14 protein-coding genes are annotated in these 15,213 nt (G+C 37.2%); 2 read left to right on the top strand and 12 right to left on the bottom strand.

The features are described from left to right. Positions 1-1,142 precede the first annotated feature (1,142 nt). The 11 genes from BJ095_RS19405 to BJ095_RS10115 all read right to left on the bottom strand — a co-directional run bounded on the left by BJ095_RS19405 (position 1,143) and on the right by BJ095_RS10115 (position 12,981). The gene (locus BJ095_RS19405) at positions 1,143-1,277 is read right to left on the bottom strand and encodes a hypothetical protein (RefSeq protein ID WP_268968880.1); all 135 of its coding nucleotides are present in this window, start codon (positions 1,275-1,277) and stop codon (positions 1,143-1,145) included. 48 nt (positions 1,278-1,325) lie between these two features. After that, positions 1,326-2,612, bottom strand: coding sequence for a flippase (locus tag BJ095_RS10160; protein WP_107932918.1), 1,287 nt, complete (start codon positions 2,610-2,612; stop codon positions 1,326-1,328). Positions 2,613-2,651: 39 nt separating this feature from the next. Further along, positions 2,652-3,809, bottom strand: coding sequence for a hypothetical protein (locus BJ095_RS10155; RefSeq protein ID WP_107932916.1), 1,158 nt, complete (start codon positions 3,807-3,809; stop codon positions 2,652-2,654). A gap of 58 nt (positions 3,810-3,867) precedes the next feature. Next, positions 3,868-5,193 (bottom strand): UDP-glucose dehydrogenase family protein, encoded by a 1,326-nt coding sequence (locus BJ095_RS10150; protein ID WP_107932914.1) that lies wholly within the window; start codon positions 5,191-5,193, stop codon positions 3,868-3,870. Between the two features lie 193 nt (positions 5,194-5,386). Further along, entirely contained in the window at positions 5,387-6,490 is a 1,104-nt protein-coding gene (locus BJ095_RS10145) for a DegT/DnrJ/EryC1/StrS family aminotransferase (protein ID WP_107933130.1), read from the bottom strand. Positions 6,491-6,501: 11 nt separating this feature from the next. Next, positions 6,502-7,542, bottom strand: a complete 1,041-nt coding sequence (locus tag BJ095_RS10140; protein WP_107932912.1) for a Gfo/Idh/MocA family protein — start codon at positions 7,540-7,542, stop codon at positions 6,502-6,504. A 7-nt stretch (positions 7,543-7,549) separates the two neighbouring features. Beyond that, positions 7,550-8,932: an NDP-hexose 2,3-dehydratase family protein gene (locus tag BJ095_RS10135; RefSeq protein ID WP_107932910.1), complete on the bottom strand. Its 1,383-nt coding sequence runs from the start codon at positions 8,930-8,932 to the stop codon at positions 7,550-7,552. Between the two features lie 703 nt (positions 8,933-9,635). Then, positions 9,636-10,007, bottom strand: a complete 372-nt coding sequence (locus tag BJ095_RS10130; protein ID WP_107932908.1) for a hypothetical protein — start codon at positions 10,005-10,007, stop codon at positions 9,636-9,638. A 351-nt stretch (positions 10,008-10,358) separates the two neighbouring features. Further along, positions 10,359-10,874, bottom strand: coding sequence for a hypothetical protein (locus BJ095_RS10125; RefSeq protein ID WP_181418030.1), 516 nt, complete (start codon positions 10,872-10,874; stop codon positions 10,359-10,361). 177 nt (positions 10,875-11,051) lie between these two features. Next, the gene (locus BJ095_RS10120; protein ID WP_107932904.1) at positions 11,052-12,278 is read right to left on the bottom strand and encodes a GNAT family N-acetyltransferase; all 1,227 of its coding nucleotides are present in this window, start codon (positions 12,276-12,278) and stop codon (positions 11,052-11,054) included. Between the two features lie 205 nt (positions 12,279-12,483). Beyond that, positions 12,484-12,981 (bottom strand): competence protein ComK, encoded by a 498-nt coding sequence (locus BJ095_RS10115; RefSeq protein ID WP_107932903.1) that lies wholly within the window; start codon positions 12,979-12,981, stop codon positions 12,484-12,486. 328 nt (positions 12,982-13,309) lie between these two features. On the opposite strand from BJ095_RS10115, the gene BJ095_RS10110 reads away from it, so the two are divergent. Beyond that, a complete protein-coding gene (locus BJ095_RS10110) occupies positions 13,310-13,822 on the top strand; it encodes an RNA polymerase sigma factor (protein ID WP_107932902.1) in 513 nt (170 codons plus the stop codon). Positions 13,823-14,102: 280 nt separating this feature from the next. On the opposite strand, the gene BJ095_RS19040 is transcribed toward BJ095_RS10110, so the two are convergent. Next, positions 14,103-14,252, bottom strand: coding sequence for a hypothetical protein (locus BJ095_RS19040; protein WP_181418029.1), 150 nt, complete (start codon positions 14,250-14,252; stop codon positions 14,103-14,105). Between the two features lie 330 nt (positions 14,253-14,582). Between BJ095_RS19040 and BJ095_RS10105 the strand changes: the two genes are divergently transcribed. Continuing rightward, positions 14,583-15,125, top strand: coding sequence for a hypothetical protein (locus BJ095_RS10105; RefSeq protein ID WP_110561295.1), 543 nt, complete (start codon positions 14,583-14,585; stop codon positions 15,123-15,125). Positions 15,126-15,213: the final 88 nt, after the last annotated feature.

Genomic DNA, 15,213 nt, shown 5'->3' with positions numbered 1-15,213 from the left:
TATGCCTAAATACACAGAAAAAAATTATCCCTTTATCGCTCCCCCCTGAAAATGCTTTAACTACTGGGAATACAGGGTAATTTCAGGAGCAAACAGGAAGTATGAGAGTGTCTTCGCTCTAAAAGTAATTTAAAATAAGCTAGCTAAAACGGGCCATTTTATCTATTTTCTTTAAGATGTTTCTTCGTCATGTCACCGCTAATTTTTTTGTGATTCAGGACTTTTAACTTATACGTTTAATATTCGAAAATAATAAGAATCGTAATGAAGGTTGAAGTGATTTAAGGAGGGAGATAGGGTTTTTATATAGATTAGTTTAGAATTTAGTTGAAACTGGATTGGATGAATTGCGACGATTCAAGTGGTGGCTCGCTTCGGATGGTCGCAAAACATGCGGGATTGCTACGTTTCAAGTGGTCGCTCGTTTCGGATGGTCGCAAAGATTGTAGGATTACGACGATTCAAGTGTTTGCTGGCCCCACATGGTACCAAAGCAAGTCAGTTTGCTACGTTTCAACCTGTGGCTCGCTCCGGATGGTCGCAAAGATTGTAGGATTACGACCATTCTAGTGTTTGCTGGCCCCAGATGGTAGCAATGCATGCCAGTTTGCTACGTTTCAACCTGTGGCTCGCTCCGGATGGTAGCAAAACATGCGGGATTGCTACGTTTCAACCTGTGGCTCGCTCCGGATGGTAGCAAAACATGCGGGATTGCGACGTTTCAAGTATTTGCTGGCCTCAGATGGTCGCAATGCAAGCCTGTTTGCTACGTTTTAACTTGTGGCTCGCTCCTGATGGTCGCAAAGATTGTAGGATTACGCCGATTCAGGTGTTTGCTGGCCCCAGATGGTAGCAATGCAAGTCAGTTTGCTACGTTTCAACCTGTGGCCCGCTTCGGATGGTAGCAATGCAAGCCCGTTTGCGACGTTTCAGGTGTTTGCTGACCCCAGATGGTAGCAAAGCAAGTCAGTTTGCTACGTTTCAACCTGTGGCTCGCTCCGGATGGTAGCAAAACATGCGGGATTGCGACATTTCAACCCGGCTCTCGCTCTGAATGGTAGTAATGCAAGACCGTTTGCTACGTTTCAACCTGTGGCTCGCTCCAAATCGTCGTAAAACATGCCGGTTTACGACGTTTCAACCTATCGCTCACTCTGAATCGTCGCAACGCAAGCTGATTTACCCACATTCTCAATGTACCCTCCCCCAACTTGTAGCAATAATAAAATCACTGGAGATAATCTAGCATCTCCAGTGATTTCAGTAATGTTTATCATTATCTCGCTAGTTTCATCAATAATCTCGCTACTTCACTATAAAATCTCTTAAGCTTTCAAACGCTTAAATAAGACAGCCTCAACAATCAATTTAAAAAGCGGTCTCGTTTTTTTAAAGAATACTAAAGCAATCGTTGATGAGATAACTTCAGCTAAAAGTGTTGCAATGGCCGCTCCGATTGCCCCGTATTTTGGGATAAGGTACAGATTTAACGAAAAATTGATCACAGCTCCTATCCCAAGAAAATACTTTTGATAGCTGATATGATCCTCCGTTAATAGCCATATAGACCTTGTCACACCGATTAACGAAAAGATCCGAGACCAAACTAAAATTAGCAAAATACTAATCGATTCTAGGTATTCTTCTCCAAAAATTAATAAGATGATTGGCTTTGAGAAAATCGTGATGAATAGCGAGGCCATGATTCCAATCCAAATAACTGCACAGTATAATTGTTTATAGCGACGTATATACAGCTCTTGGTTTGACTCCTTTGCCCCCATTACAATTGGTCGAGCGGAATCTATTAAAGCCATCGGGATAAAAACCCACATCGTAGCAATAGTCATCCCTGCGGCATAGATTCCCACACTTGAAGCGGATGCCATCTTCCCTAGCATAATTTTATCCATCTGTGTGTAGACCGTTACAAGTAAGCCTGCTATTAAAAAATGATAACTCTTCTTTAGTAAATCCTTTGAAATCTGAAATGAAAAAGCTAGCCGATCACCTTTATGTTTGTAGTAAAACCATAAAAGAAATATGCCAATGACAAACGCTTCTAAAATTGTAGCAAATGCAAAGTAAACTACTGATACGTTGAAATAGATTAGGAGTAAGCGGAAAATGGAAATAATGAAAAAAGCAATGGATTTAGAGATAACGGCATACTTTGATTGTAAATTCGACTGAAACCAATAAGACACTGTATCAAATGCTATAAAAATCAACGAAATCGATTGGATAAATGTGAGGATTTGAATTGTAAGATTATCAGGCTCTAAAAATAGTAAAAGTATGCAAATAATAATGATAGATATGAATGCTGAGGCTAGCCTGAGAAGAATGGTTGTCCCAATAATTTTGCCTGTATGATTTCTATTTTTGATGATTTCATGAACGATAATACTATCTAACCCTAATTTACTTAAAATTGTAAAGATTGCTATATAAGCTAAACCATAATTGATTTGACCATAATTGTATGTCCCTAAGTAACGCGCTACCAGGGAGGTTACTACCAGACCTAGAAGCATACGGAAAATTTGTTCAAACAGTAACCAGCTCGTATTTTTAAGGAATTTGCTTCGTATTACACTTATTAAATTCATACAATAACCTTCTTTTTATTTTAAACTGTTCATGCAGGTTTATTTTAAAAATGGAAGGAATTTTTGTTTAACATTATGACTTAAGATTTGAACTAATTTTTTATTTCGCCCATATAATTTCAAATAATATTGAAGACTATTATTCATTGAAACTTTATTTACTTTGTTGTGACTTTCTATACTAGTATCATATAAGAAGATTTCATGACCTTCCCTGTTGTTAATAATGTTCAATTCATGAGGACGATATTCGAGAGCAAAGCTTTTAATAATTTTATAGTTTAAATTTTTTTTAGATAAGACAAATCGCCTCTCTTCATAACAGGTATGATGTCCATAAATATCAACAATCAAGTCCTCATTTGCTATACCTAAATGCTGAGCAAGGCATTCCCTTTCAAAAAATGAATCATAGTATACAGCCTCCGGATCACCAAACACCGGGAAATTTAACTGGTTAATACCTCCTTCATGAAGAGGTACCTGTAATCTTGTTTCTTTCATTTTTGTATGGACCCCTACGTCACTAAAACAGGTTGAAAAGGATGTATAGGGGTAGACAAAGTATTTGTTCTTCTCAATACAATATTTGATATGATACTTTAACCAGGATGTAGCTGGCCAGCTCGCTAAAAACGATGGCATATTGGGCTCTTCCTTCAACTCTCCCGAATTATTCTCATACCATTCTTTAAATTCAAACCATTGTTTTTTTAACCATACTTGTCCCCATGACTGGGCATATTGCAGAAAATACGCATCGAATTTCGTCTTACTAGGTAAGAAAGGGAGGTCGACTTGTTCATTTAACAAATGAGTATACAATGAGATGCCAGCAACATTCTCATCCTTCGAGTAAAATTGTACAGCTTGTTTAGCATATTGATAAAATGAGGTCGCCGGTACGATATCATCTTCAAAAACAATCAGTGCATCATAATCCTTTAAAATATCCCCACAGGTTAAAATGTGCTTTCTTAGTCCAAGTCTAGAAGGATGTGTAAGAATGACTTTTTCACCTTGCTTCCAAGTGATTGTTTTTGCATAGTTTTCTAATTCATCAGTTCCTGAATAATCGATACTTATAAATAATGTCACATTATCATTCTCGTATTCTGCTTGATTTAAGGCATTGACTAGCCTCATCATACTTGGAACTCGATTATAGCCAATTGCAACAATGGCAATTTTTTTCATCTTACCAATTCCCCCTTACTTTGAACCCCTAACTAAATTGCCAATAGGATAATCACGATTAAAATAACGCATTTGCGATTTCAGGCTTAACTACAGGTCTTCCAATTGAATGATATTCTATCCCTGACTTCTGTAAACTTTCTAAATCAAAACAATTACGGCCATCAAATACAATGGGTGTTTTCATTTTCCTGAATGATTCAATATCGATTTTCTTAATCTCATCCCACTCCGTAAGAATTAATGCAACTTCAGCTTCTTGAAGAGCTTCCTCTACGGAACTTGCATATTTAATAGAAGGAACTAATACTTTTTTGGCGTTTTCCATGGCAACTGGATCATATACCACAACATTTGCCCCTTGGTTTACGAGTTCTTCGGTAATGACAATGGAAGCCGCTTCACGCATGTCATCTGTGTTTGGTTTAAAGGCTAACCCTAATATCGCAATTCTTTTATCTTTCAGAGTATCGAATCGATTGTTTAATTTTTGCAGTAATAGCTCCTGCTGGTTTTTGTTGACCATAATGACACCCTTTAATAGCTCAAAATCGTAGTCCACAACCCCCGCGATTTTGAGTAGTGCCTTCGTATCCTTTGGGAAGCAAGAGCCGCCATAGCCGATTCCAGCCTTTAAAAACTTATTACCGATACGTTGGTCCATCCCAATACCCCTTGCTACTTCCTCTACATCGGCCTCCACTCTTTCACAGATGTTCGCAATTTCGTTTATAAAGCTAATCTTTGTCGCTAGGAAAGCATTGGCTGCATACTTGATCATTTCGGCACTTCGAATATCTGTTTGAAAAATCGGTATTCCAAAAGGTTTGTTAATTTCCTCCAAGATTTTAAAAGCGTACTTGCTGCTTGCTCCTATAACAATTCGGTCACCGTGGAAGGAATCATAAATGGCAGTGCCTTCTTTTAAAAATTCAGGATTAGACACGATTTCTATTCTTAAATCACGCTCTTTATGTTGATTTATGAGGTCTTGAATTCGATTATTTGTCCCTACAGGAACGGTACTCTTTATAACCACAATCGTATCCTGGGTAACAAGCTCGACAATTTTTAAGGCGACATCTTCTACATAAGTCAAGTTGGCAGAGCCGTCTTCGTTTTCAGGAGTACCAACTGCTATGTAAATCACATCTGCGCCTTGAAATCCTTCACTGTGTTTTGTAGTAAAAGTTAAACGATTCTGTGCAATATTTTTTTGCATTAATTCACTTAACCCTGGTTCATAGATAGGAGACTTCCCCTTTTTTAACATCTCGATTTTCTCAGTGTCAATATCAATACACCAAACCTGATGACCGATTTCAGATAAGCTAACCCCTGTTACTAGCCCCACATAACCTGTACCTACCACTGCGATTTTCATGTAACACCCTCCGAATCGGTTAAACTAAACAACATTGTACCCAAAATTGAATCTATGAATTTTCTACTACAAATTATGTTTTACTACCGTACATTATGTTTAAATATCGGTCCTGAGTAGATAAAATAGCAGCTTACTAGAATCAATCTTTTCAAAAAAATAAGCTCTCAAAATGAGAACTTAAATTCTTGCACTATTCCAGGATAATGCTACAAATTCTATCAACTTCCTCGAGAGTTAAGTCGGAATATAAAGGTAAAGTTAATATATTATCGGCGATATTCTTTGCAACTGGCGTATCTTGAATTGCAAACAAACCACTATATGCACTAAACTCATTCGTAAGAGGATAAAAATACTTCCTAGCAAAGATATTATGCTTTTCTAGTAATTCGGCTACTTCATTTCTGTCTTTTCCAAACTCTTCTTTATCAAAAACAATTGGGAAGTAACTAAAATTAGAAACCACATTTTCTTGTATGTCACATAATTTGATGCCTTTTGTTCCTGATAATCGCTCTCTATATCGATTCACTGCTAAACCTCTATTGGCAATCATTTCGTCTATATGTCGAAGGTTGCAAATACCCATGGCCGCGTGAATTTCTGTCATTTTAGCATTCGTCCCAACAACGGGTACCGATTCCTGCCCCTCCATTCCAAACTGGCGGAGCTTAGCAAATCGTTCTGAATAATCCGGATTACTATAGGTTAAGCCACCACCTTCAACCGTGTGGAAAACCTTCGTCGCATGGAAGCTAAACATGGAGACATCCCCAAAGTTCCCAATTGCTGTATCATTTACCTTCATGCCAAAAGCATGTGCAGCATCATAGATAACCTTTAAGTTGTATTTAGCTGCGATTTCTTCAATTTTATATACATCACAAACGTTCCCAAACACATGCACTGGCATGATAGCAGATGTTTTATCTGTGATTAATTCCTCAATTTTTTCCACATCGATTGTATAATCATTTTCGTTAATATCACAAAAAACCGGGATTAAATGATTGCGTACAATCGCCTGTGTTGTAGAGGCAAAGGTAAATGGCGTTGTAATAATTTCCCCTGTCAATTGAAGCCCATCAATAGCCAGCTCAAGAGCAAGATGACCATTGGCAAATAACGAAACATTGTTCACTTCTAAATATTCACATAACTCTTGTTCTAATTTCTGGTGTTTCGGACCTGTATGAGTAAGCCATCTGTTATCCCAAATTGTTTTGATTTCTTCAATATATTCTTCGTAGGGCGGCATTGAGGGCTTCACAACTGGTATCGATTCATTAGTCATGGAAATATTGGTCATCTATTGAACACTCCATTCTGACTTTTTATAAAAATATCATGAACATGTTGACTTTGTATTTCGATTTCAGAATAGGTGTTTAATCTAGTAGCTTCATCTGTTATACAGTTTGAAAAATGATTTAAGGAACCCAAAAACTGATCGTCCTCTGGAACTTCCAATACTTTTTCTTGTCCATTATTTAAAAACAAAGTTACCTTAAGATTGGCCGGTGCCGTAAAAATTCGTGGCGCCAATAGATAGCCATTACTGCCCCAAATTTCTAATTCACATTTATAGAAGTTGTCCATCCCGAAAGAAATATGGGAGGTAATTCCTTCATGATTTTGTAAAGTTGCACTACCAAATAAATCGACATTGTGTCCCCTTGCCATATTGAGAGAGGCTGTCGTTATTTGAGATTCGTTTCCAAGTAACATTGTCGACAATTTAACAGGGTAGCCACCACAGTCCAACAATGCGCCGCCACCTAAACTTTGGTCATATCGAAAGTCTGAAGAGCCTCTATAAGGAAATCCAAAGGCCGTACGAATTTGCCTTACTTCTCCAATCTCTCCTGAAGCAATAATCTCACGAATTTTTTGGACTTGCCCATGATAGCAAAATGCGTAATTTTCATGAATGGCTAACTTTTTTTGTTTGGCTATTTTCAGTAGATTTTTTGTGTCTTCTAAATTGGTTGTAGAGGGTTTTTCCAGCAAAACATGTTTGCCATTTTCTAATGCTTTTTTAGCCCAATGATAGTGTAAGGCTGGCGGTAAAGGTATATAGACAGCATCAATATTATCTGAGGAGAGTAATTCTTCATAACTATTATAAATAGTCCCATTAAACGTATCTTTAAAGTTCTCAGCCTTTTCTATCGATTTTTCAGAGACAAAATATTGGACGTCCCCGAATTTCGTGACATTTCTTTCTTCAAAATTGGCAATTGCCACACATGTATACTCAAAGAAGCTGTTTTTTTGGAGTGCGGGCAAAAAGCGCCGAAAAGCTATATCGGAAGCACCTAATATTCCAATTCTCAACTTTGTCATATGAATTCTACACCTCTAATAATGAAAGTAGATTACGCAACTGTATATTTAGACAATTATTCACTTGGGTTAATGTATTAAGAGTTTTAAAATCACTCCAAAAATACCCTGATGGTAAATCTGAAGGAATCTCTTCATTGGTCAATTCAATGATAATATTTCGATTTTGTTCATGATAGAAACGTCCACCTTCCTCTGAAAGCAATACGTCGATTGTGATGCCTTCATGAGATGAAAGCTTTTTATAGAATAGCTTCGTAATCGCGTCCTCTTTCTCATCATGCACGGCTTCTTGTTGGATAGTTGGTCCTAATTCGATTCCATCAAAGCATCCAATTTCAGGCGTTGCTTTAACCAAAAACTCCTTTGTACCATTTACTTCACAGCATATTAAGCCAAAAGTGGCAATCCCCTTAGCCTTAAAAAGTGGCTGTGTCCAATTTTTCACTTCACGACCTTCTATCGAAATATCGCAAAATATTATTTCAAAGGGCGATGGATGCTCACAAACAAAAGAGCCATTCTCCATATACCAATGCTCTAATGAATAAAGTTCGACTAATTGATTCTCTGTCTCATAAAACATTTTATAATCATTAATATATGAAAATAGATTAGTTATTTCATGATGGTTTGCTACACCTGATAAAGAATGCAGCAGGGATTGATCATTACAGGAAGGCTCCAATTTTTTAAGTTCTTCAGCTTCTAAAGTCATTAAGGAAAAAGGAATACAAGATAGCACAGTCCGCGTATCCATATTTACTAGATTATCGTATCTCATTAATTTCTTAAGTTGACCAAGCGTCATCCATTTATGGTAGGACGACTCTTCAATAGGGGCATCAATACATAAAATCACATTTCGATTTCTCTTCTTATAGAACCTTGAGGACTGCTCAGATTGTATTTGATCCACAATAATTTCATGTGGTTTTGCATTCAAAAAGTAATCAAGAAATGCCGGTTTTCTTCCCCCATGTCTTTGTGTAAAATTACTTTTCGTCGCCTGTATCGTAGGTGAGATTTGAACTTTATTGATATTTCCTGGCTCTATTTTCGCCTGCATTAGAAAATGAAACACGCCATTAATTTCTTTGCAGATGATACCAAGAAACCCTATCTCGTCTTGTAGTATGATGGGTTGTTCGTTGACAAGTATTCCATTTTGAAATTGACGTATACCAGAAATCGAGAAAAAACTATTACTTTTGTTCCCAATTCTCCCATCTGCATAAATCCAAAAATCACTATCTTCTAAGTGAATCTTCTCTATCTTCACTTCAAGTGCTCTATTTTGCTCATGTATCCAATCTAATAGGAAATTTGTTGAATGAAGTCCTTCTTTCGCAAGCCAAGAATCTAGTAATTTATAAGAATTGCTGTTCAAATTGAATCACCTCCTAAAAATAGTTTTATATTAAGGGTTTTGGCTAACTCTCAAGGGTGGGGCAGGTAGGGATGGGGGGCTTGTACAATAAATCCGCCAGCTTCTGCAATATATCCGCCACTTATGCAGAATATCCGCCAATTCCAAATCTGGCACTCTCTTTATTGTAATTATCTATCATACTTATTAACTTTCAATATTCTATTAATCAAATAGAAGCTGCTGCCGAATAGATTTTCAGCAGCCGGTGAGAATCTAGCCACTTTCGTGAATAATCTAGCCACTTTTTGTCGAAATCTAGCCACTTCGAAATCACACTATCTTTTCATTGTATTTATCTATTAAACTTATTAATTTATTGATTCACTATTAGATAAAATTGAAGCCTATGTAAATACGTCCTCCAACTTTTCAAATCTCTTAATACTATAGAAATCTACGTGTGAAAATATGACTAAAAATCTACGTTTCTACATTTTTATTTTTAAATAAACTACAAACTTTATATCTAAAAGCCTAGTCACTGGTTTTACACAAGGTAGGATTGTCAAAGATAAAAACCCCCACCAACAAAAGTTGATGGGGGGTAGAAGTGTTTTTCACTGTATCGTTTCTGCCTACTGTGCAGTAAAGGAATTCATCTAAACTTACTTTGTGCCGATTAGTTCTGAATGATAATTCAAACACCTATGAAATTAAGTAATCAAGAAGCAACTATTGTCCTTAAAGGAAGATTGGTCTCATCATCTATCCAATGATCCAGCCCACTATTACTACCTTTAGAATGGATGAGTACTTTGGTACCCGAAACAGAGCCTTGAAATGGTTTTATGACTTTGAACAATCCAGAGCCAATAGACTTAATATGTCCTGTCTTTATCAATTCTTTGATTGCCCTTTCTGCAGTACCAGTTTTTTGTGTTTTAGGGTGCATATTTGGCTCTAACAAAGAATCAGGAAAAACAGTAATATTACTCGAAATTGGATTATACCACCCTGTGGCCATTCCAGGAATACGAACAAGACGACCATCCTTATTCAAAGTTACATTATCTACATTAACCATTCTACTCATCGTGGTTCCCCTCCTACACACTTATACTGTATCTTATGTAATAAAAAGGGAAATATTACAATTACTTCTCCAAATAATTAGTATATGCAGTTATTTAATAAATTGTTTAAAAATTTCCGATTTATTTTTTTCAAATCGTGTCATAAAAAAATTCTCTTAGGACTCAGTAGCAATAGAATACTTCAGAGTTACAGTTTGCCTAATTGTTTCTGCTACTGGGCAGTAAGAGTATTCAACTAATCCGACTTTTGAAAAGAATCTAACAATATCGCTACTGTACAATATGGGACTAATATCAATTACCATTTCGAATTTTCCGTTAAAAAACTTTCCAATGCCAATAATTACTTACTACTCAATACTCTCAAGTTTTTGCATTCGCTCATAGACAAGTTTTCCTATAACTTCATAGCCTTTTTCATTAAAATGCGTTTTGTTAGTCAGCAAGCTTGGTGGGATTCGACCGACGCCCTTTGCCGCTATGTCATCATAGGATGGGTTCATGCCCGCCAGTTTCAAACCACTTATACTTAGTAGCTTCCGAAGACTTATATAATTTTCTCCAAAGGACGCCTCCATTGAGATTTCGTTTTGAAGCTGTGCTTTAGTCACAGCAGTAGATATCCCCAACACTAAATAGTTGTCATGAAGCTTTTTCTCTTTTAGGATTAACTCAATTTTCTCAACCATCTCTTGGCTGCTATCGTTTCCAGCATTTTGTCCAACCACAATTAATGGGACACTTCCCTGTTTTTCTAGAACTACTATTTCTGGTGGTTCTTGTTCGATTGTCTCACGAAGTAAGTTCGCTATATACTGCTGATTCACGCCAACTGCTTCTGCATTCGCAAATTGTTTGAGGTTCACACTCAAAAAAGTGACTATAATTACTAGCCCTATTAAATTCGCTACGAAAAATTTGGTTTTCAACTTCATTCAGATTTACACCACCTATGTACTGCTGTACTATCCATTGTTTCAAACAAATTGGGTAAATATACATTAAGTAAAAAAGCCCTCAAAACGAGGACTTTCACTAATAAATCAAAAGTAATCAATAAAAGTAGGAATTCCCACAGGAAGAATATCCTCTAGCACCGCAATCGTATCCCCGGTTCCCTTTAATCGTTCGATTTTCTCCAGGTATTTCGGACGTTTGTAGCCCAAAAGCATAGTCGTTAGGGTTTGGATCGACATTTTTACAGTGATGTCTTCACGGTCGTTTTCTTCGAGTTTTGTGATTTTGACCTTCCAATCCTCTGATTTGATGTCATAGGTGCCGTTGTTCCATTCGACTAGGCGATCGGTTACTGTAAAACGAATGTGGAATTTGGGTTCGTCGAAGGGATAGGTTTCTAGGAATTTTTCCACGTCCACAATTCTTGCCATGAAGTAAGGAGAGACCTTTTGAATAATTTCGCTGTCCTCCAGTAAGAAAGCAACCGGTTCGTTTCCAGCCGTTTTTCCGTAGGCATTGTAGACCATGGATTTGTGGGCAGAGACGAAATTCCATAGTCCCTTTCTTGCCTCTTCTTGAAGGTAAACGATTTCATCGATGTAGAAATTTTCCTCCATGATTCGGTAATAGATATAGCCCTGTGGTTCGTTGTCTTCGTTGTAGTAAACGGCTGCTTGAAGCTGAACGTCGGTATCGACAAATTTTTCTTCCCAGAAGTCCTCGTGAAATTTTTCATTCCACGCGATGGTATTTCGAATCATGGCGCCATGTGTGCGAGAGGCATATTGCTCGTAAATGCTCACCACGTCCACTGCCCGCGTATCCACACGACGAATTTGGCCAGGTAGCTCCATATAATTGGGGAACTGGGTATCCTTCACCTGGAATTCCACAATGTCAGACATTATCTCCCAGCCCTTTTTACGATAGTATGGTATCGAAAATGGGAACAGGTAGGAAATATAGCGCTGTTCGCTGCGCATCACCGTTAGCGTCTCTTTAATAAGTTTGTCCATCAGCCCCTGCTTGGAGTATTCCGGGTAGGTTCCGATTGCCGTGATTCCCCCCATCTCATAGGGCACACCGTAAATATTCACTTGGAACGGAAGACTTAGGATTTGGGATACAAGGTGGTCACCATCAAACCAGCCCACCGCATGCCCAACGTGAAACTGCCTACTCTTCTCACTGACAAACCGACGATCCTTCTTGATGGACATGGACATTTGAAACACATAATTCAACAGATCAATGGATTTCCCCATTTCATCCATCCGTATTTCCCGCATCACTAGCCCTTTTCTTGGATTCATAATTATCACCTGATTGTTAGTATTTACTACCAAGTATATGTAAATACTTCATAATTTCTTCACGAATACCTATTTTTGTTTAAAAAGCTCATGAAAAAAAGGGTTGCTCAGCTTGTCGTTGGAGTACCCCCTCTTTGTGGATTTAATATTAAAGTTTCATATTACCTTCTCATGATGTATTTAGAATATGTATTTTTTGGATTCCTTATTTCGCCGCCACCTTGTTGAAAAAATGACTCTGAACGAATATGTAGGCGTTTTCATAAAGTAAATTTAAGGCTTTTAATTTTCTTTTTTCTACTAGATTTGCCGCTAAGGAGCTTTTGAGTTTTACCTGATTGCTTAAGATGATTTCGGATGTGTTATTTGGAAGGCTTCCGATCATTGAATTTTCGACATCCATAATCCAGATGGTATCTAAGTTGTTTTCACATGGGACCTGATAGGCAGCAATTGAATTGAGCTGCGATATAAGAATTGAGGGGTTTTTCACGTCTTTGGAGCGTTTTCTTGATGAGAGCTTTCGTCCAGATAAGCTTGAACCGTGCTGTAAGCAATAGAAATTGATAATATCGTTTACCTTATATCGGGAATAGAACATCTCTTCAGGTGTATAGATGATGGATGCATACTTTTCATGATAATAAGGGCCAACCGCTAAAATACAATGTTTTTTCAAAATCTGCTCTTCATATTGACTCATTCAAACTCTCTCCTTTTTCATCCGTTTCTCTTTAACTAAAACCTCCACACCTAATACCTTTTTACCACTACAAAACTCCTATCAGGTGCTATAACAATATTCTAAAATATGTAAAAGTAGTTTAAAAGACCATTAGAAAGAAAATTGTGAAAAATTAGTGAAATTTCTATAATTTTCTATAGTTATGTATCGAATTGCATATAAAAATCCGTTCGATTCCCCTAGATTTTGAACTAAATTCCTCATTCGTATCTTTTCAAAGCTTCCCCTACGATAGAGCTACCCGGGAATAATCGATCTGTGCACAGGTCACAAGGTGTAACCCAAAATGGAAAATTTTGAAGAAGTTCTCAAGCAATATGAACCGATGATTTCTAGCATTCTTAGAAAGGCCCATGTCTATAAAAATCACGACCAATTTCGGCAAGCAGCCCTTATCGCCCTTTGGAAGGCTTGGAGTAACTTTGATGCTACTAGAGGCAGCTTTACTCCCTACGCTTACAGAATGATGCTCACTACCGTGTATACAGCTATGCGAAAGGATAACCAGTATAGCGAGAGTCAAATCCCTTTCGAAAAAGACAAGCTCACAACACTTGCCCAATCGGCAGATGTCGAAAACTCGTCTAATGATTATTCATCAATACTTGATGCCTTTTCAGAGCTCCTCACTCCTGAAGAGTTCCAATTGCTCAAGGACCTCTACTATGACCAATACAAGTATGATGAGCTCACTGAAAAATACAATGTATCGGTTGCCGCACTAAAGAAGAGACGGGACCGAATTTTAAAAAAGCTAAGGCAGCAGCTGAAAGACCATTATACTATCGAGAAATTTTAAGCTTATCAAAATACATGGGAAATGCCGCTAAATACAGCATTTCCCTCAACAAAGGAGAAAACCAAATGAACAGAAGAATAATTGACGAATCACCACTACTAATACTCCCAACTCTAGCTGCAAAAGTAGGATTAAACTAAGCAATCATACTTCAGCAAATTCACTACTGGAACCAAATCTCACCAGAGAGAATACTTAAGAGAATTAAATAAAAATATATTGTTTTATAACTATTACTCTAAAAAATGAAAAAAGGGATTGTCCAATGATGTGACAATCCCTACGTATTTGCTTTTTCAAATAAAGGTCTTAGCTGACTTGTAATCTCCTGCAGCAACTCTTCAAGAGTGATTCCCATATCCTCATTACCCCGTTGAATAGCAAACTCTAATATTTGTTTAAATTCCTCCAGCTTCTCCGGCCTATCCAAGTCCATTCCTCCTAGTCAAATCCCACTTTATGTAAAAAACTCCCTAATCCTATTATATTAGGATTCTTTGAAATTGCTACATTTTTTATGTTAAATTTTAGAAAATGTTAATTCAAAAGTAATAGAATTATACCGTACCATTTTCCTTATAAAATTAACAAATTTGTCAAAATAAAAGCTACTAGTGGGTAGATTTTTATTTTTCTATAAGTGTACAATTAAATTAAGAAAATTCTCATTATTCTTCAAAAAATGAAGATTCTCGTCAGTAAATTACATACCACTATAACGCTCCCTTTAAACATGGGGAAAATCTTAGGAGGAAATAATATGAATCATGAACAATTATTGTCGAAAAGCTATTTGGATTTGCTTGAGCTCATGGATGACCTAATAACGATGCATCAAAAAAACAAGGCTTGGCGTCAAAGGTTTTTGTCTGAAATCACGCCACTCCTTGAACAGCTGACTCTATATCATGACTATTACGATATAAGGTGCGAGACATTCGAAAAGAATTCCGATTGTTATATACAGCTCCTTGAGATATTAAAAAGCACTAAGATCATAGCAAATGAACTCCTTCAAGGCAGCGCGCAACGTGTAGAAATACTTAAAGAATTAGACTACCACAACCCAAATATTAACCTATCCAAAAACAAGCTACTCTATTTAGCAGATCATGCACCAACAACAATCGATCTATATGAATTATTAGTCAGCAAGCTATTAAGAAATCCAGCCTTATTCCGTGTAAACGCTGAAGAAACCTACAAGGAACTAGCGGATTGCCTGGAGCACTCGCTATTATTCATCAACGCCGTCCACTCAAATCCATCAAATACGGATCTTGCCAATTACCTAATTGTTTAGTGCAAAATAGAAGTACAGAGTTTTGAAAAGGAAAAGTACATAACGTTGCAACTCAAGTTTCAACAAAAAAAGGCTTGCCAGCCTCACA

This window comes from Ureibacillus chungkukjangi (genome assembly GCF_003217295.1).
Classification (GTDB): Bacteria; Bacillota; Bacilli; order Bacillales_A; family Planococcaceae; genus Ureibacillus; species Ureibacillus chungkukjangi.
The sequence above is the reverse complement of the archived record's forward strand: the minus strand, read 5'-3'. Positions and strand labels throughout refer to the sequence as shown.

Coding starts and splice junctions, on each gene's coding strand:
- BJ095_RS10130 (WP_107932908.1), bottom strand. CDS start 10,007: ATGAGTAGAATGGTTAATGTAGATAATGTAACTTTGAATAAGGATGGT.
- BJ095_RS10160 (WP_107932918.1), bottom strand. CDS start 2,612: ATGAATTTAATAAGTGTAATACGAAGCAAATTCCTTAAAAATACGAGC.
- BJ095_RS10110 (WP_107932902.1), top strand. CDS start 13,310: ATGGAAAATTTTGAAGAAGTTCTCAAGCAATATGAACCGATGATTTCT.
- BJ095_RS10155 (WP_107932916.1), bottom strand. CDS start 3,809: ATGAAAAAAATTGCCATTGTTGCAATTGGCTATAATCGAGTTCCAAGT.
- BJ095_RS10105 (WP_110561295.1), top strand. CDS start 14,583: ATGAATCATGAACAATTATTGTCGAAAAGCTATTTGGATTTGCTTGAG.
- BJ095_RS10120 (WP_107932904.1), bottom strand. CDS start 12,278: ATGAATCCAAGAAAAGGGCTAGTGATGCGGGAAATACGGATGGATGAA.
- BJ095_RS10140 (WP_107932912.1), bottom strand. CDS start 7,542: ATGACAAAGTTGAGAATTGGAATATTAGGTGCTTCCGATATAGCTTTT.
- BJ095_RS10145 (WP_107933130.1), bottom strand. CDS start 6,490: ATGACTAATGAATCGATACCAGTTGTGAAGCCCTCAATGCCGCCCTAC.
- BJ095_RS10115 (WP_107932903.1), bottom strand. CDS start 12,981: ATGAGTCAATATGAAGAGCAGATTTTGAAAAAACATTGTATTTTAGCG.
- BJ095_RS19405 (WP_268968880.1), bottom strand. CDS start 1,277: ATGATAAACATTACTGAAATCACTGGAGATGCTAGATTATCTCCAGTG.
- BJ095_RS10150 (WP_107932914.1), bottom strand. CDS start 5,193: ATGAAAATCGCAGTGGTAGGTACAGGTTATGTGGGGCTAGTAACAGGG.